This is a genomic window from Ancylobacter sp. SL191 (assembly GCF_026625645.1).
Taxonomy (GTDB): domain Bacteria; phylum Pseudomonadota; class Alphaproteobacteria; order Rhizobiales; family Xanthobacteraceae; genus Ancylobacter.
Window position 1 is genome coordinate 1054438 of sequence record NZ_CP113056.1, and the last position, 17443, is coordinate 1071880.

The following is a 17443-nucleotide window of genomic DNA, read 5'->3' on the forward strand; positions in this document are numbered from 1 at the left end:
CATCTTCTCACGAAGCGGCTTCGGTGGCGACCAGCTTCCAGTTGGGATCGCGCGCGCCGAGATCGCGGGCAAAGGTCCACACATCGGTGACATCCGCCACCTGCTCGGCATCGCCGTCGATCACCGTGCCGGCGCGATCGCGCGTCGCCGAGATGAGCTGGGAGAGGAAGCGCACGGTGATCTGGGCGGTACGGCCCTTCACGCTCGCCTCGATGATCTCGGCCCTTTCGATGCCGACGAACTGCGTCTCCATCTTCTCACCGCGCTGCTCGCGCTCCTGGATGGCCGCGGCGAAGCCGTCATAGACCTCGCGCGCCAGCAGTTCCTTGAGCGTGCCGCGATCGCCCTGGGCGAAGGAGACCACGATCATCTCATAGGCCGCGCGAGCGCCGGTCAGGAAGTGCTGCACATCGAAGCCGCGTTCCTGCGCGGCGATCGCGTCAAGACCATTGGCCACCGCTGAGCCAAGCTCGGCCACCCCAGCCCAGCGGCGCGGAGAGCTCGGCGCTTCCTCGGGCTCGACCGGTTCCGGCACATTGGCGGGCTCGGCGGTGCCGGGAAAATTGACAACCTTGTCGGAGGCGCCCGCGGGCGCCTTGGCGGGATCGCGGCGCGAATAGGGGTCGTAGGGCGGCCGTTCGCGCCCGGTCCTCTGTCCCAGCACGCTGCGCAGCCGTATGAAAATGAACACGGCGAGGGCCAGGAAGATGATCGTATAGATGTCGAACACGTTACACGCCGCCGTTGATTTCGCTGCACCGGCGGGAGGCCGGCGGGCTCCGGAGTGAAGTTGGCTCAGCGCATCAGCGCCTTGCCCGTTCCCGTCTATGTACGACGTCCAACCGATTTCGCCAGTGTAGCGGATGCCGCAAGGTCATCCATTCCACCGCGAACACGGTCTTTTGTCGACATGCGCGCCTAGACTAGTCGAAGCGCGGGCAACGCGCCAACCCTGCCGCTCCCCGGCCTTCGCTCGCCTTGTGAGCACGCGGCAACCGTGTTAGCGACACGCGCCCTTTACCGAAGACCGATGCGGCGGCACGACCGGCCGCGCGGCACATTGGCCGGCGATGCGCCTCCCGCCGGCGACACGGAGATTCCTGATGGCCGAGACCGAAAACGCCGTATCGATGCCGACCCTGCAGGTGCTGACCCAATATACGAAGGATCTCTCCTTCGAGAACCCGGGCGCGCCGGAATCGCTGGCGGTGGGCGGCCAGCCGCAGATCGGCATCCAGATCAAGGTGGACGCCAAGCCCGTGCGCGAGGGTTCGGAGTTCGAGGTCGAACTGAAGATCGAGGCCAAGGCCGAGCTGAAGGGCAAGACGCTGTTCGCGCTCGAACTCGCCTATGCCGGTATCTTCCGCGCCCAGAACGTGGCGCAGGAGACCATCCACCCCTTCATCATGATCGAATGCCCGCGCATGCTGTTCCCGTTCGCGCGGCAGATCGTCGCCGACACGGTGCGCAATGGCGGCTTCCCCCCGCTGATGATCGACCCGGTCGACTTCGTCACGCTGTACCGCCAGCGCATGGCCAAGCAGCAGCCGAGTGGCGTGCTCGCTTCCTGACGCCTGACGCAGCTTCACGCGGCCGGGGCGGAATCGCTGCCGGCCGCGTAATCCTTCCAGATCGCCCCATCGCCCAGGCTGGCCACGAAGGCCGCATGGGCCGCCGCTTCTGCCGGATCGAGACGGGCAGGCAGAGGGCGCGGGCGCTCCCGCGGGGCGCCGATGACGAAGTCCGTGGTCTCCTCGCGGGTCTCCGCCACGGTAAGGCCGAGCGCCGTTTGCCGGCCACCGCACAGCTCCGCATAAACATCCGCCAGAAGCTCGGAATCGAGCAAAGCGCCATGCTTGGTGCGGCGTGAGCCGTCGATGCCATAGCGCGACATCAGGTCGTCGAGGCGGTTCGAGGCGCCGGGATGGCGCCGACGCGCGAGGCTCAGCGTGTCGATAACCCGGTCGAAGGTGATCGGCGGTCGGCCGATCTTCGCCAGCTCCGCATTGATGAAGCCGATATCGAAGGCCGCGTTGTGGATGACCAGCGGCGAATCCTCGATGAAGGCGAGGAACTCCTCCACCACTTGCGCAAAGAGCGGCTTGTCCGACAGGAATTCGGCCGACAGCCCGTGGACGTTGAATGCCTCGATCGGCATGTCCCGCTGCGGGTTCAGATAGACATGGTAGACCTGTCCCGTCGGGATGCGGTTATAGATCTCGACGCAGCCGATTTCGACCAGACGGTCGCCCGTCAGCGGGTTGAGGCCGGTGGTCTCGGTATCGAGAACGATCTCACGCAAGGTGGTCTCCTTCGGTCAGGCGCGCGACCAGCGCCGCGACTTCGGCACGGGCATGGTCGAGGCCCGGGCCGGTGTCGAGCAGATAATCGGCCCGGCGCCGCTTCTCCGCATCCGGCATCTGCCGCTTCAGGATCGACGCAAATTTCTCTTCTGTCATGTCCGGGCGTGCCATCACGCGGGCGCGCTGCACAGCTTCCGGCGCCGTGACGACGAGAACCGCGTCGGTCCGCTCCCGCGCACCGGTTTCAAACAGCAGGGGAATGTCGAGCACAGCGAGACGGGCGCCGGCTTGCGCCGCCTCGCTGAGAAAAGCCGCCTCGCGGGCCCGCACCAGCGGGTGAACGATGGTTTCCAGCCGGTGCATGGCCGCGTCGTTACCCAGAACGCGCGCGCCAAGCAGGGCCCGGTCGATCCGCCCCTCCACCGTCACGCCCGGAAAGGCCGCCTCGACGGGAGCGACGCCCTCCGCGCCATAGAGCGCGTGAACCGCCGCATCCGCGTCATGCACGGGAATGCCCAATTCGCGGAAAAACGCGGCCGTCGTCGTCTTGCCCATGCCGATGGAGCCGGTGAGACCCAGCCGGAACGGACCCTTGGCACTCATCGCAACTGGCCCTTGGCGGCAAGGTCGGCGATGGCGAGTGCGCGCAGCTCGGCCGTGACCTCCGGGCGCACACCGAACCAGCGCTCGAAGCCCGGCACGGCCTGGTGCAGCAGCATGCCGAGCCCGTCCACCGTCTTCAGTCCGCGCGCCTTGGCGGCGGCGAGAAGGGGTGTCTCCAGAGGCACATAGACGATATCGGTGACCACGGCATCGGGCGACAGCGCCGAGAGGTCGATGTCGAGCGGCGGCTGCCCCTTCATGCCGAGCGAGGTGGTGTTGACGAGCAAGCGGCAGCCATTGAGCCGGCCGGCAAGGTCGCGCCATTCGATTGGGAGCACGCGCGGACCGAACTGGTCGCGCAGAGCTTCCGCCCGCGCCAGCGTGCGGTTGGCCACCACGACGCGATCAACGCCGCGTTCCAGCAAGCCATAGACGACAGCACGTGACGCGCCGCCGGCGCCGAGAACCACCGCCTCCCCGAGCGCGCGCGCCCAGTCCGGCTCGGCGGCATCGAGATTGGCGAGAAAGCCCGGCACGTCGGTGTTGGCGCCGTGCAGGCGGCCATTCTCGAGCCAGAGCGTATTGACCGCGCCGAGCGCGGCGGCCACGGAATCGAGTTCGGCGGCGGCACGGAAGGCGGCTTCCTTGTGCGGCACGGTGACATTGGCACCGATGAGCCCGCTCGCGGCGAAATCCGCGAAAAACCCGTCGATGGCATCAGGCGCGACGTCACAACGCCCATACTCGCCATCAATCCCGTGCTGCGCCAGCCAATAGCCATGGATCAGCGGCGAGCGGGAATGGGCGACGGGATGGCCGATAATGGCCGCGCGGCGGGTCACAGCAGGTCTCCACGGGAACGCAGAAAGGCAAGAAGCGGTAGCAGCGGCAGGCCGAGAATGACCGAATGATCGCCCTCGATACGCTCGAACAGATGGATTCCGAGACCCTCGAGCTGATAGCCGCCCACGCTCGAGAGTACCGCGTCACCTGCGGCCGCGAGATAGGCATCGAGCGCGACATCGTCCAACACGCGCATGGTGAGATGAGCCGACTGGACCGTCTCGAACAGCACCTCACCGTCCCGCGCCACGGCGACGGCGGAATGCAGAGAATGGGTATGGCCCGCCAGCCGGGCCAGTTGGCGGCGGGCGGCGGCCCTGTCGGGCGCCTTGTGAAACGCCTCATCCCCCAACGCCAGCGTCTGATCGGCGCCGATCACCAGCCGTCCGGGCAGGAAAGCACTACCGGCCAACGCCTTGGCGCCGGCTAGATGGCCGGCAACCTGGGCCGGGCCGGCACCCGCGCGTACCGCCTCATCCTCCAGCGCGCGCTCATCCACCGCGACGGTGAACGCTTCATGCGGCAGGCCGGCGGCGGCGAGCAGCGCGCGGCGCGCGGCACTCTTCGAGGCCAGCACCAGCGAGTCGCCGCTGCGCCATAAGGCATTGTCCGTCATGGGTTTTTCGTCCTTTGGTCAGGCACCCGTGGCCTCGGACGCTTTGCGGCGATGTTCCTGCAGCAGGCCGATAATGGCCGCCGCCGTCTCTTCGATGGAACGGCGAGTCACGTCGATTACAGGCCAGCCATGGCGCGCGCATAGGCGCCGGGAAAAGGCGATCTCCTCGGCAACCGCATCGCGGTCGACATAGGCATCCGGCGAGGCGCTGGTGGCATTGAGGCCCAACAGCCGGTTGCGGCGGATCTCCACCACCCGCTCGGCGCTGGCGACGAGACCCACCACCAGCGGGCGCTTGAGCGCCGACAGGCCCGGCGGGATGGGAAGGTTCGGCACCAGCGGAATATTGGCGGTCTTGATGCCGCGATTGGCGAGATAGATGCTGGTCGGCGTCTTGGATGAGCGGGAAATGCCGAGAAGCACGACATCGGCGGCTTCCAGCCCGTCCGTGTGCTGGCCGTCATCATGCATGACGGTGAAATTCATCGCGTCGATGCGGCGGAAATATTCGCCATCGAGCTGGTGCTGGCCGCCGACGCGCGGCTCGGGCACACCGCCGAGATACGCCTGGAACAGCCGGACCACCGGGGCGAGGACCGAGAGAACCGGCACGCCATTGTTCTGGCAGTAGATTTTCAGCCGGTTGCGCAGTTCCGGGTCGGTCAGGGTGTAGAGCACGATGCCGGGAAATTCCTCGATGGCCTGAATGGCCTTGTCGAGCTGCCGGTGGGTGCGCACGAGCGGGTAGATGTGCTCGATCGGCTTCACGCTGTACTGCGCCGCCGCCGCACGGCCGACGCTGATCAGCGTCTCGCCGGTGGAATCCGAGACGAGGTGCAGGTGGTAATAGCTTTCCGCCTGACGGCCCGGATCAGTCACACCATTCATCCACAGGGCTGTGCATAGGCTGGGAACAAGCCATGGGTTGCCGACGTTAGCAAGCCCTGGCCTGTTGATGGCCCTGCTTTCCATCCACAGGTGCCCTGCCTGTGAGTCAAATCAAGGCAGGCTCCCTGAGTTATGGGGATAATCTGCCGCAGCCACACAAGCTCTTGAATCGAAAAGCGTTTACTCAGGCTTGCGGCGGCCTGTCCGGTGGGTTGGCTGGGGGCTTGTTGTGGCGAGCCCGGAACGCGTCTAATGCCCACGCCTAAACACCTACGACTCTCATTAAAATGAGATTCCTTAAGTAAGAAGGGCAGGGGACAGAATGGCTGAGCGGGTGGTGAAAGCGGTGCTGGACGGCCATGTCGCCAGCCGCACGCCAATCTGGATGATGCGCCAGGCGGGGCGCTATCTGCCGGAGTATCGCGCGGTGCGGGCGAGCGCCGGTGATTTCCTCACCCTCTGCTACACGCCCGCACACGCGATCGAGGTGACGCTCCAGCCGATCCGCCGCTTCGGCTTCGATGCGGCGATCCTGTTTTCCGATATTCTCGTCGTCCCGCACGCGCTGGGCTGCGACCTCACCTTCGAGCAGGGCGAGGGGCCGCGGCTGAGCACCGTGACGAACCTCAATGAACTCAATGCTTTGAGCACCGAGCTCGACGCCTCGAAGATCGACCGGGTCTATGAGGCGGTGGCGGGAATCCGCGCCAGACTGCCGGATGAGACGACGCTGCTCGGCTTCTGCGGCGCGCCCTGGACGCTCGCTACCTACATGATCGCCGGCCGTGGAACGCCCGATCAGGCCCCGGCGCGGCTCGCTTCCATGCGCGATCCCGCCTTCTTCACGGCGCTGATCGATAAGCTGGTGGAGGCTTCCGCGAGCTATCTGATCGGCCAGTTCCGGGCCGGTGTGGACGCGGTCCAGATCTTCGATTCCTGGGCCGGGGTGCTCGATCCGGAGGCGTTCGAGCAGTGGTCAGTCAGGCCGATCAGGCGGATTGTCAGTGCAGTGAGAGCAGAAGTTCCCGATGCCCGCATCATCGCCTTCCCGAAGGGCGCGACGCAGGCCGGGCTCACCTCGATGGCGCTGGCGAGCGGGGTGAACGGTGTCGGCCTCGACTGGACGGCGGACCGCCGGGCGGTGCGCTCCGCGCTGGGCGGGCGCTTCGCCCTCCAGGGCAATCTCGATCCGCTCGCGCTGATCGCGGGCGGTCCCGCGCTCGACCGCGCCATCGACACGCTGATGGCGGATTTTCGCGGCGCGGCGCATATTTTCAATCTGGGGCACGGCATCCGGCCGGAAACGCCGATTGCCCATGTCGAGCAGATGATCCGACGTATGCGCGGCTGAGGGGGGTGGCGCCATGGCCTATGACTGGATCAAGGCGCTGCATGTGATGGCGGTCATCTCCTGGATGGCCGGCCTGTTCTACCTGCCGCGCCTCATGGTCTATCACTGCGAGGCCGCGCCCGGCTCGGTGCAATCCGAGACCTTCAAGATCATGGAACGGCGCCTGCTGAAAGCGATCATGAACCCGGCCATGATCGTGACCTGGCTGGCCGGGCTTTACCTGGTCTGGGCGGGCGGCTGGTATGTCGCGCCGTGGATGCACGCGAAATTCGCGCTGGTGCTGGCGATGAGCGCCTTTCACGGGCGTTGCGTGGGCTGGGTCCGCGATTTCGCCGAGGATCGCAACACGAAGGCGGGGCGCTATTTCCGCATCGCCAATGAAGTGCCGACGCTTCTGATGATCGGCATCGTCATTCTGGTCATCGTTAAGCCTTTTTGAGCGCGCTTCTGCCGTCCTCGTGCGGGGGTTGCACCGAATCGCCGCTTTGCCTATGGTGCCCCTCGCTTCCGCTAAGCTGGCTGATGCTCCATTACTGACCGGTATCTCCCCGATGCCGGACGGGGTATCGGATGAGAGGCCGGCTCATTGCCGGCCGCGTCCACGGACCAGCGCCTTCCTTTCCTGCTTTATCCCGGCCAGTGTCTTCCGCCTTCGCCGGGGTCAATCCAACTTCCGAGGCCTTTTCCCATGGGGGAAATGAAGCTCCAGGACCTCAAGTCCAAAAATCCGGCCGAACTTCTCGCTTTTGCGGAGGAGCTCGAGGTCGAGAACGCCAGCACGCTGCGCAAGCAGGAGCTGATGTTCGCCATCCTCAAGCAGCTCGCCGCCCGCGAGACCGACATTATCGGCGAGGGCGTCGTCGAGATCCTCTCCGACGGCTTCGCCTTCCTGCGCTCGCCGGACGCCAATTATCTTCCCGGTCCCGATGACATCTATGTCTCGCCGAGCCAGATCCGCCGCTTCGGCCTGCGCACCGGTGACACGGTCGAGGGCCAGATCCGCGGCCCCAAGGATGGCGAGCGCTATTTCGCGCTGCTCAAGGTCAACACGATCAATTTCGAAGACCCTGAGAATATCCGCCACAAGATCAATTTCGACAATCTGACGCCGCTCTATCCCGACGAGCGCTTCAAGCTCGAAATCGAGGATCCGACGCGCAAGGATTTCTCCGCCCGCATCATCGATGTCGTGGCGCCGATCGGCAAAGGCCAGCGCGCGCTCATCGTCGCGCCGCCGCGCACGGGTAAGACGGTTCTCCTGCAGAACATCGCCCAGTCGATCACCACCAACCATCCCGATTGCTACCTCATCGTGCTGCTCATCGACGAGCGGCCGGAGGAAGTGACCGACATGCAGCGCTCGGTGAAGGGCGAGGTGGTCTCCTCCACCTTCGACGAACCGGCCGCCCGCCACGTCCAGGTCGCGGAAATGGTCATCGAGAAGGCCAAGCGCCTCGTCGAGCACAAGCGCGACGTCGTGATCCTGCTCGATTCGATCACCCGTCTCGGCCGCGCCTACAACACCGTCGTGCCGTCCTCCGGCAAGGTGCTGACCGGCGGTGTCGACGCCAACGCCCTGCAGCGCCCCAAGCGCTTCTTCGGCGCGGCGCGCAACATCGAGGAAGGTGGCTCGCTCACCATCATCGCCACGGCGCTGGTCGATACCGGCTCGCGCATGGACGAGGTGATCTTCGAGGAGTTCAAGGGCACCGGCAATTCCGAGGTCATTCTCGACCGCAAGGTGTCGGACAAGCGCGTCTTCCCGGCGATCGACATCACCCGTTCGGGCACCCGCAAGGAAGAACTGCTTGTGCCAGCGGACGTTCTGAAGAAAATGTACGTCCTGCGGCGTATCCTGAACCCGATGGGCACGGTCGATGCCATCGAGTTCCTCCTGGACAAGCTGCGCCAGACCAAGACCAATGGCGACTTCTTCGATTCCATGAACACCTGACGGGGCGCGGGCCCCGTCTTCCGGCCCGGCAGCGGCCGGAAGGATGGAGGGGACACATATGAGCGGGCTTCGCGGCATGCGGCTTCGGCAGCACCGGCTGCCCTCTCGGCTTTGTCCCACCCTGTCTACGGTTTCTGTCGCGGCGAGCCTCGCTCTGGCCGCGACGTTCTGGCTCGCGGCACCATCCATCGCGCTTGCCGGCATGGCCGAGCGCGAGCCTCCGGTGCCCGTGCTGTGGCTCTTAGTGATCGGCGCTGCCGCGCTGAGCTGGGTGATGGCGTGCCGGCGCTGGTGGCTGCCGCTGGCGATCTGGGTGCCCTCGGCGCTGTTCATCTCCAGCCTCATCGCTGACTTCGCCGATCCGGTGATCGGCCAGGCGGTGCGCGAGGAGCTGGGCGTCCTCTATATTCTCGAAGCCGACCTTGCCGGCGCGCTGCTGCTGGTGGTGCCGCTGATGTTCGCCAATATCCGCTTCACGCGGAAGGAAGAGCGCCCGCGCCGTCCCGGTTCGCGCTTTGGTTGAAAAAGGTGACCCGTTACGCCTCCAGATAGGCGTTTCGGAACCGAAATGATGGCCTTCAGAATTGACTCAGGACGCCCATTCGCGGGTTCGTCCGATACATCCTTCGCAAAAGGCGAGATGCCCGCCAGCGGTCAATTCTGAGCCGTTGAGCAGGGTGGGGTCGATTTCTCCCCAACTTATCCACAGGCCTACCCACAGGATGCTCACAAGGTCGCCCACAGGCTCCGCGCGCACGCCCTGATCGCGTCGGTGCGCCGCGTCCAGTCCTTCAGCGGAAGAATTGGCGGCGCACGACCAACACGCACGCCGCCCGTGTTCGATGTTCGGCCCTCAGGCCGAGGCTGTGTCGCGGACGGTGATGACCTCGGCCAATTGATTCGGCTCCGTCACCGGCAGCGAGCAGACCGTGCCGACGCAGATGAAGGCGGCCGGCTCGCTCACCGCCGCCGCCTTGGCCTGAGCCGGATGAGTGGCGGGGAGGGCGCCGGCGTCGGTGATGCGCTGGATCACCATGTCGGTGCGCGGCAGGCAGCGGGCGGCCTCGAACAGCGCCTCGGCCTGCGGCCCGTCGCCGACGATGACGATCTGCGGCCCGCGCAGGCGGGTGTCGAGCGCGTTGAGCAGGCCGGCATGGCCATAGAGCTGCGGCGCCGCACGCGGCAGCAGGCCGGCGAAGAGCTGGTCGGCCCGGGCGAGATAACCCGCGTCGCCGGTGAGCGTCGCGAGCTGCACGAGATTGCGGGCGATCAGCGCCTGCGGGTTGGTGACGGCATCGTCCGCCGTCGCCTGCGGGCGCACCAGCAGCCCCTCGGCATCATCGGCCGTGAGATAATAGCCGCCATCCTCCGCCGCGTGGTGGGCCTCCAGCGCCCCCTGCCAGGCGACCGCCTGGTTGAGATAGGCGGCCTCGCCGGTCGCCTGATGCAGCGCCAGTGCCGCCCCGATCATCGCCGCATAGTCGGAGGAGAGGCCGGGAAAGACCAGCTTGCCGGTGCGCCAGCTATGGCCGAGGCGTCCATCACGCACCATCGATTCGGCAATGAAACGGAAGGCACGGGCGGCCAGCTCCACCCATTCCGGCCGACCAAAGCGCGGCGCGGTGTTGGCGAGCGCGGCGATCATCAACCCGTTCCAGTCGGCCAGCACCTTGTCGTCGCGCCCCGGCGGGATCCGGGTCTCGCGCACCGTGAGCAGCTTGTCGCGCAGCATGGCGAGGCGGATCTCGTCGGCCGCGGAGCGCTCGACTTCCTTCAGACGATTCGGGATCGAAACGCCTTCCCAATTGCCGAAGGGGACGATGTCGTAATGCTTGGCGAAGAACTCGGCATCCGCCGCGCCGAGCGCGTCGAGCACCTGCTTGAGGGTCCAGACGTAATATTTGCCCTCATGCCCCTCCGAATCCGCGTCGAGGCTGGCGGCGAAGGCGCCGCCCTCGGTGAGCATCTCACGCTCCAGCCACCCCACTGTCTCCTCGGCGCGGGCGCGGAACAGGTCGGCCAGCGTCTCCGAATAGGCAAGACCGAGCAGGTCGAGGATCTGCGCGTTGTCGTAGAGCATCTTTTCGAAATGCGGCACCAGCCAGTGGTCATCGACCGAGTAGCGCGAATAGCCGCCGCCAATATGGTCGTAGATGCCGCCTTCGCTCATGCCGTCCAGCGCGTGCAGCGCCGCGTCGCGCAGCTTCTGCCGGCCGGTGCGCTCATAGCCGCGCCAGAGCAGCTCGAGGAAGGGCGTGTTGGGGAATTTCGGCGAGCCTTGGAGGCCGCCATGCACGGGGTCCATGATGCCGAGGATGCGGCCGGCGACGTCGTCCAGCTCATTAAGACCGATGGTCACCGCGCCGGCGGGCCGCGCCTTCTCGCGCAGCCGGTGCAGCAGCGCCTCGCGGTTCTGCGCGATGCGCGGATCGCCGGACTTATAAGCGTTGGCCATGGTCTTCAGCACGTCGGTGAAGGCCGGCTGGCCGTATTTCGCCTCGTTGGGGAAATAGGTGCCGCCCCAGAAGGGCGCTCCCTCGGGGTCGAGAAACATCGTCATCGGCCAGCCGCCCTGGACGCCGAGCTGCTGCAGCGCCGACATATAGATCTGGTCGACCTCGGGGCGTTCCTCGCGGTCGACCTTGATGTTCACGAAAAGCTCGTTCATCACGGCCGCCGTCGCCGCATCCTCAAAACTCTCATGCGCCATGACATGGCACCAGTGGCAGGCGGCATAGCCGATGGAGAGCAGGATCGGCCGGTTGGTCACCCGCGCCTCTTCGAAGGCGGCCGGCTCCCATTGCCACCAGTCGACCGGGTTGTCCTTGTGCTGGATGAGATAGGGGCTGGCGGCGTCCTTGAGGCGGTTCACGGGCGGTCTCCGGCGGCAGCTTGTCGGTTCGCGTTTGTGAGAGAGAGATAGGGCGTAGCGTGGGAGCGAGAAGGTGAAAAGCGGAATCGGTGGCGACAGTGTCGCGCGCGACACCATTGCCGCGGTGTCCTCCGGGACCGGCGGCGCGGTGGCGGTGATCCGCCTCTCAGGCCCGGCGGCGGGGGAGGCGGTACGCGCGCTCTGCGGTCGCCTGCCGGAGCCGCGCCGGGCGAGCCTCGCCATCCTGCGCGGTCCCGTCAGCGGCGAGCGGCTGGATGAGGGGCTGGCGCTGTGGTTCCCCGGCCCGCGCAGCGCCACCGGCGAGGATATGGCCGAGCTGCAGATCCATGGCGGGCGCGCGGTGATCGCCGCCGTGCTGGGCGCGCTCTTCGCCTTGCCCGGTGTGCGGCCGGCGGAGGCGGGCGAGTTCACCCGGCGCGCCTTCCTCAATGGGCGGATGGACCTCGCCAGCGCCGAGGGCCTCGCCGACCTGATCGCGGCCGAGACCGAAAGCCAGCGGCGGCTCGCGCTGGCCCACGCCTTCGGCCATCTCGGCGCGCGGGTCGACGCCTGGCGGCGCCAGCTCATCCAGGCCATGGCGCTGGTCGAGGCCGGCATCGACTTCTCCGACGAGGCCGATGTTCCCGCCGAGACCCGCGCCATGGCCCACCCGCCCATCGTCGCGCTGGCCGGGGAATTGCGCGCGGCCTTGGCCGACCGACGCGGGGCGCTGCTGCGCGAGGGGGCGGTGATCGCCCTCGCCGGGCGGCCCAATGCCGGCAAGTCCTCGCTGATGAACGCGCTCGCGGCGCGCGATGTCGCCATCGTCTCCGACGAGCCCGGCACGACGCGTGACGTGCTGGAGGTCGCGCTCGATCTCGCCGGGCACAAGGTTACCCTGCTCGACACGGCGGGTCTGCGCGAGGCGACCGGCAAGGTGGAAGCGGAAGGCATCCGCCGCGCCCGCGCCCGCATCGGTGAGGCGGATCTTGTGCTCTGGGTGCATGATGCGACGGACGGCCCGGCGCCTGAGGCGATCCCCGACGTCCCGGCTGGCGACGGCGCGGCGCGCTGGCTGCTCGCCAACAAGGCGGACCTCGCGCCAGCCCCGTTCGCCGCGACCGGCTGGGCGGCGCACGCCTTCACTGTGGCGGCGACGACGGGGGAGGGGCTACCCGATCTCATCGCTGCGCTGGGCGCCTTCGTTGCCGCGCGGGCGGAGGGAGCCGAGCATCCCATGCTGGTGCGCGAGCGCCACCGCGCCGGCGCGCAGGAGGCGCTCGGTCATCTCGATCTGGCGCTCGCGGGCTGGGATCAGCTCAGCGAGGAATTGCTGGCGGAGGAACTGCGCCTTGCCGCCCGTGCGCTCGGCCGCATCACCGGCGCCATCGGCACGGAAGATTTGCTCGACGTGGTGTTCCGCGAGTTCTGCATCGGCAAATGAGGGGCTCGTCGGAGGCGGATTGTCGACCCCGTTTCACGTGAAACAGGCGCTCCCGCCCAGACGATTCGTTAGCGAAATGTTTCACGTGAATCAGCCTCCCCAGCTTTTGCGGGGCCGCCCCGCGCGGGCGCTCGCTTGACGGGGGCGCCGAAGCAGGGCTTCTAGCGGCCATCCCATTCTCCTGCCGCGTGAGCCATGCCCGATGAGCGAGGCTGATCTTTCCTTTGATGTGGTGGTCGTCGGTGGCGGCCATGCCGGTACTGAAGCCGCTGCCGCCGCGGCGCGGGCGGGCGCCCGTACGGCGCTCATCACGCACCACCGTGCCACCATCGGGGCCATGTCCTGCAACCCAGCGATTGGCGGACTCGGCAAGGGCCATCTGGTGCGCGAGGTCGATGCGCTGGACGGGCTGATGGGCCGGGTGGCCGATCGGGGCGGCATCCAGTTCCGCGTGCTGAACCGCCGCAAGGGCCCGGCGGTGCGCGGCCCGCGCGCCCAGGCCGACCGCAAGCTCTACGCCCAGGCCATGCAGCGGGCGATCGATTCGCAGCCGAACCTATTCGTGGTGGAAGGTGAAGCCGACCGTCTGACGCTCAACGGCACGCGCGTCACCGGCCTCGTTTTGGCCGATGGCCGGGCCATCGCGGCCGGCGCCGTGGTCATCACCACCGGCACCTTTCTCAATGGCCTCATCCATATTGGCGACGAGCAGACCCCGGCCGGGCGCATGGGCGAGGCGCCGGCGCGCGGTCTCTCCGGCTCGCTGGCGCGGATCGGCCTGACGCTCGGCCGGCTGAAGACCGGCACGCCGCCGCGTCTTGATGGGCGCACCATCGACTGGGCGTCGCTGGAGATGCAGGCGGGCGACGACCCGGCTGAACCCTTCTCCATGCTCACTGCCGCGATCACCAACCCGCAAGTGGCCTGCGGCATCACCCGCACCACGGCGGCGACGCACCAGGTGATCCGCGACAACATTGCCCGCTCGGCCATGTACTCCGGCAACATCCAGAGCGTCGGGCCGCGCTACTGCCCGTCCATCGAGGACAAGATCGTCCGCTTTGGCGAGCGGGAAGGGCACCAGATCTTCCTGGAGCCGGAGGGGCTGGACGACCCGACCGTCTACCCGAACGGCATTTCCACCTCGCTCCCGGCCGAGGTGCAGCGCGCTATCCTCGCCACCATTCCCGGCCTCGAACAGGTGGTGATGGTCCGGCCGGGCTACGCGATCGAGTACGACCATGTCGACCCGCGCGAGCTGGAGCCGACACTGGAGACCCGCAAGGCGCAGGGGCTTTTCCTCGCCGGGCAGATCAACGGCACCACCGGCTATGAGGAAGCCGCCGCGCAGGGGCTGGTCGCCGGTCTCAACGCGGCGCGGCGCGCCTCGGGTCTCGACGGCGTGACCTTCGACCGGGCCGAGGCCTATATCGGCGTGATGATCGACGACCTGGTGACGCGCGGCGTGAGCGAGCCCTACCGCATGTTCACCTCGCGCGCCGAGTACCGCCTGTCGCTGCGGGCCGACAATGCCGACCAGCGGCTCACCGGGCGGGGCGATACGCTCGGGCTGGTGGGCACGGAGCGCCGGGCCCATTTCACCGACAAGCAGGCGGCTCTGGCGCGGGTGCGCGATTGGGCGCGCTCGGTGTCGATCACGCCGGGGGAGGGGGACAAGCACGGTCTCACCCTCAACCGCGACGGCCAGCGGCGCAGTGCCTTCGATCTTCTGTCCTACCCGACCATCGCTTGGGCCGACATTTGCCGCATCTGGCCGGAGGCCTCGGGTGAGGCGGCGGCGATTGGCGAGCAGGTGGAGATCGACGCGAAATACGCGGTCTATCTGCATCGGCAGGAGGCGGACATTGCCGCTTTCCGCCGCGAGGAACAGGCCGAGCTGCCGGAGCTGGACTATGCGGCGTTGGGCGGGCTCTCCAACGAGATCAAGGCCAAGCTGCAATCGATTCGGCCCCGTACCATTGGCCATGCGAGCCGCATTGACGGCATGACACCGGCGGCGCTGGCGCTGCTTGCGGCCCATGCGCGCCGCGCCCGCTAAGGCACGGGTCCAAGCGTATCTTGGCGGCATCTGCTAGGGTTGGGGCCATGAACTCGACCGATTCGGACCGCGCCCGCGCGCTGCGCCTGACCCCTGTTTCACGTGAAACAGAGGACCGCCTCGTCGCCATCGTCGCGCTGCTGGAGAAGTGGCAGCGCACCATCAACCTCATCGCCCCGGCGACGCTGCCGACGATCTGGACTCGGCATGTGGCCGACTCGCTCCAGCTCGTGCCGCTGGCGGGCGAGGGGGTGCGGCGCTGGGTCGATCTCGGCTCGGGTGGCGGCTTTCCCGGCCTCGTCGTTGCCGCCGTTCTGGCCGAGCGCGACGGGGTGGATGTGACGCTGGTGGAGAGCGACACGCGCAAAGCGGCCTTCCTGCGCGAGGCGGCACGCATCGCCGAGCTGCCGGCGACCGTGCTGCCGGCGCGCATCGAGCAGATCGCGCCGCAGATCGCCGCCGGTGTGGAGGTCGTCTCGGCCCGCGCGCTTGCGCCATTGCCGCGTTTGCTGGAGCTGGCGCACCCTTTCCTTGCACAGGGCGCGCGCGGCCTGTTCCTGAAGGGACAAGATGTTGATAACGAATTGACCGAGTCAGCTAAATCTTGGAGAATCGACGCCAGGATCACAAAAAGCCTGACGGACAAAAGCGGGCGCATCGTGATCGTCGAGGCGGCCGAGCCGCTGAAGCCGACGCATTGACCTTTCAAGCCGCGTCACCGGGATCGCAGACATGACCGACGAGATTCCGCTTGTTCCCGCCGTCCCGCGCGTGCTCGCGCTCGCGAACCAGAAGGGCGGGGTGGGCAAGACCACGACCGCCATCAATCTCGGCACGGCGCTGGCCGCCATTGGCGAGAGCGTGCTGGTGGTCGATCTCGACCCGCAGGGCAACGCCTCGACCGGTCTCGGCATCGACCGGCGCAGCCGCCGCGTTTCGACCTATGACGTGCTGACCGGCGACGCTTCCCTGCGCGAGGCGGTGCTACCGACCGCGGTGCCGCGCCTACATATCGCGCCCTCGACCATGGATCTCTCCGGCCTCGAGTTGGAACTGGCGGACCGGCGTGACCGCGCCTTCCGGCTGCGTGATGCCATTCGCACACTCAACGACGACGACTCGATTCGTGAGCGGAACGAACCCACCTACAGCTATGTGCTGATCGACTGCCCGCCCTCGCTGAACCTCATCACCGTCAACGCCATGGCGGCGGCGAACGCGATCCTGGTCCCGCTGCAATGCGAGTTCTTCGCGCTAGAGGGCCTGTCGCAGCTGCTGAAGACGGTGGAGCAGGTGCGGACCACGCTGAATCCGGGGCTTTCCATCCACGGCATCGTGCTGACCATGTTCGATGCGCGCAACAACCTCTCCAACCAGGTGGTGGAGGATGTGCGCCAGTTCATGGGCGACAAGGTCTATGAGACGATCATCCCGCGCAATGTGCGGGTCTCCGAGGCGCCGTCCTATGGCAAGCCGGTGCTGCTCTATGATCTCAAATGTGTCGGGTCGCAGGCCTATCTTCGTCTCGCATCCGAAATAATTCAGCGCGAGCGCGCTCTGCGCGCGACGGCGGCGTAAGGGGAGGCGGCGATGGCGATGGCCGAGGATGGCGGGCGCAACCGGCTCGGGCGGGGTCTCGCGGCCCTGATCGGCGACATGGCCGATATGAGCGATCTCGGCGGCGAGCGGGCCCGTTCCGCGCCGGCGGGGGGCGCTCGGCGCGTGCCGGTCGCCTTCATCAAGCCGAACCCGCACAACCCGCGCCGCACCTTCGCCGAGGAGGATCTGGAGGATCTCGCCGCCTCGATCCGCGAGCGCGGCATCATTCAGCCCATCGTGGTGCGGGCCGATCCGGCGAACCGCGAGCATTACGAGATCGTCGCCGGCGAGCGGCGCTGGCGCGCCTCGCAGCGCGCCGGGCTGCACGAGGTGCCGATCGTCGTCATCGAGGTGGATGACCGGCAGGCGCTGGAAATCGCCATCATCGAGAACGTCCAGCGCGCCGATCTCAACCCGCTGGAAGAGGCGGCGGGCTATCAGTCGCTCGCCGACCAGTTCGGCTATTCGCAGAACGATCTCGCCAAGGTGATCGGCAAGAGCCGCTCGCATGTGGCCAACACGATGCGCCTCCTGCGCCTGCCGGAGAGCGTGAAGGCCTATCTCGCCGATGGCCGCCTCTCCGCCGGCCACGCCCGCGCGCTGCTGACGCAGGACGACCCGGAGACGCTGGCGCGCGAGATCGTCGAGCGCGGCATGAATGTGCGGGCCATCGAGGCGCTGGCGCAGGAGCTCAACGAGGCCAAGGCGGAAGCCGCCGGCAAGCCGGCGCGCAAGCCGCGCACGCCTCCGGCGCTCGATGCCGACACGGCGGCGCTGCAGCGCCGGCTCTCCGACGAGCTCGGCCTCCAGGTCACGCTGCGCCATGATGGCGAGGCGGGCGAGATCCGCATCCGCTACGCCTCGCTCGACCAGCTCGACGAAGTCTGCCGCCGTCTCGCGAATGGCTGATC

The 17443-nt window shown here is 67.3% G+C and carries 17 protein-coding genes; 10 read left to right on the forward strand and 7 right to left on the reverse strand.

Going from position 1 to position 17443, the window contains the following annotated elements; translation table 11 throughout:
* Positions 1-7 precede the first annotated feature (7 nt).
* The gene (locus tag OU996_RS04735) at positions 8-730 is read right to left on the reverse strand and encodes a Tim44/TimA family putative adaptor protein (protein ID WP_267584497.1); all 723 of its coding nucleotides are present in this window, start codon (positions 728-730) and stop codon (positions 8-10) included.
* A gap of 373 nt (positions 731-1103) precedes the next feature.
* Between OU996_RS04735 and secB the strand changes: the two genes are divergently transcribed.
* The gene (gene secB, locus OU996_RS04740) at positions 1104-1571 is read left to right on the forward strand and encodes a protein-export chaperone SecB (RefSeq protein ID WP_267584498.1); all 468 of its coding nucleotides are present in this window, start codon (positions 1104-1106) and stop codon (positions 1569-1571) included.
* 14 nt (positions 1572-1585) lie between these two features.
* Here the strand turns inward: secB and dnaQ are convergent, their stop codons facing one another.
* The 5 genes from dnaQ to OU996_RS04765 are packed head-to-tail and all read right to left on the reverse strand — an operon-like array spanning position 1586 to position 5253.
* The gene (dnaQ, locus tag OU996_RS04745) at positions 1586-2302 is read right to left on the reverse strand and encodes a DNA polymerase III subunit epsilon (protein WP_267584499.1); all 717 of its coding nucleotides are present in this window, start codon (positions 2300-2302) and stop codon (positions 1586-1588) included.
* Positions 2295-2906 carry a dephospho-CoA kinase gene (gene coaE / locus OU996_RS04750; RefSeq protein WP_267584500.1) on the reverse strand — a complete coding sequence of 204 codons (612 nt, stop codon included), beginning with the start codon at positions 2904-2906 and terminating at the stop codon, positions 2295-2297. Before coaE ends, dnaQ begins: the two co-directional genes overlap by 8 nt.
* The gene (locus tag OU996_RS04755) at positions 2903-3748 is read right to left on the reverse strand and encodes a shikimate dehydrogenase (protein ID WP_267584501.1); all 846 of its coding nucleotides are present in this window, start codon (positions 3746-3748) and stop codon (positions 2903-2905) included. Before OU996_RS04755 ends, coaE begins: the two co-directional genes overlap by 4 nt.
* Positions 3745-4365 (reverse strand): Maf family protein, encoded by a 621-nt coding sequence (locus OU996_RS04760; RefSeq protein ID WP_267584502.1) that lies wholly within the window; start codon positions 4363-4365, stop codon positions 3745-3747. The genes OU996_RS04755 and OU996_RS04760 overlap by 4 nt, the downstream gene beginning before the upstream one ends.
* Positions 4366-4383: 18 nt before the next feature.
* Complete coding sequence (locus OU996_RS04765; protein WP_267584503.1) at positions 4384-5253, reverse strand: pyruvate, water dikinase regulatory protein; 870 nt, start codon at positions 5251-5253, stop codon at positions 4384-4386.
* Between the two features lie 322 nt (positions 5254-5575).
* On the opposite strand from OU996_RS04765, the gene hemE reads away from it, so the two are divergent.
* From hemE to OU996_RS04785, 4 genes are all read left to right on the forward strand, one after another.
* Positions 5576-6604, forward strand: coding sequence for a uroporphyrinogen decarboxylase (gene hemE, locus OU996_RS04770; protein WP_267584504.1), 1029 nt, complete (start codon positions 5576-5578; stop codon positions 6602-6604).
* Positions 6605-6617: 13 nt separating this feature from the next.
* Positions 6618-7043, forward strand: a complete 426-nt coding sequence (gene hemJ / locus OU996_RS04775; protein WP_267584505.1) for a protoporphyrinogen oxidase HemJ — start codon at positions 6618-6620, stop codon at positions 7041-7043.
* A 249-nt stretch (positions 7044-7292) separates the two neighbouring features.
* Positions 7293-8558 carry a transcription termination factor Rho gene (gene rho, locus OU996_RS04780; RefSeq protein ID WP_267584506.1) on the forward strand — a complete coding sequence of 422 codons (1266 nt, stop codon included), beginning with the start codon at positions 7293-7295 and terminating at the stop codon, positions 8556-8558.
* 58 nt (positions 8559-8616) lie between these two features.
* Entirely contained in the window at positions 8617-9081 is a 465-nt protein-coding gene (locus OU996_RS04785; RefSeq protein ID WP_267584507.1) for a hypothetical protein, read from the forward strand.
* A 330-nt stretch (positions 9082-9411) separates the two neighbouring features.
* On the opposite strand, the gene OU996_RS04790 is transcribed toward OU996_RS04785, so the two are convergent.
* Positions 9412-11430, reverse strand: a complete 2019-nt coding sequence (locus OU996_RS04790; RefSeq protein ID WP_267584508.1) for a thioredoxin domain-containing protein — start codon at positions 11428-11430, stop codon at positions 9412-9414.
* Between the two features lie 73 nt (positions 11431-11503).
* Between OU996_RS04790 and mnmE the strand changes: the two genes are divergently transcribed.
* The 5 genes from mnmE to OU996_RS04815 all read left to right on the forward strand — a co-directional run bounded on the left by mnmE (position 11504) and on the right by OU996_RS04815 (position 17441).
* A complete protein-coding gene (gene mnmE / locus OU996_RS04795) occupies positions 11504-12874 on the forward strand; it encodes a tRNA uridine-5-carboxymethylaminomethyl(34) synthesis GTPase MnmE (protein ID WP_267584509.1) in 1371 nt (456 codons plus the stop codon).
* 202 nt (positions 12875-13076) lie between these two features.
* Entirely contained in the window at positions 13077-14933 is a 1857-nt protein-coding gene (gene mnmG / locus OU996_RS04800) for a tRNA uridine-5-carboxymethylaminomethyl(34) synthesis enzyme MnmG (protein WP_267584510.1), read from the forward strand.
* A gap of 47 nt (positions 14934-14980) precedes the next feature.
* Positions 14981-15634, forward strand: coding sequence for a 16S rRNA (guanine(527)-N(7))-methyltransferase RsmG (gene rsmG, locus OU996_RS04805; RefSeq protein WP_267584511.1), 654 nt, complete (start codon positions 14981-14983; stop codon positions 15632-15634).
* 31 nt (positions 15635-15665) lie between these two features.
* Complete coding sequence (locus OU996_RS04810; RefSeq protein WP_267584512.1) at positions 15666-16511, forward strand: ParA family protein; 846 nt, start codon at positions 15666-15668, stop codon at positions 16509-16511.
* 12 nt (positions 16512-16523) lie between these two features.
* Positions 16524-17441: a ParB/RepB/Spo0J family partition protein gene (locus tag OU996_RS04815; RefSeq protein WP_267584513.1), complete on the forward strand. Its 918-nt coding sequence runs from the start codon at positions 16524-16526 to the stop codon at positions 17439-17441.
* The last annotated feature ends 2 nt before the right edge of the window (positions 17442-17443 follow it).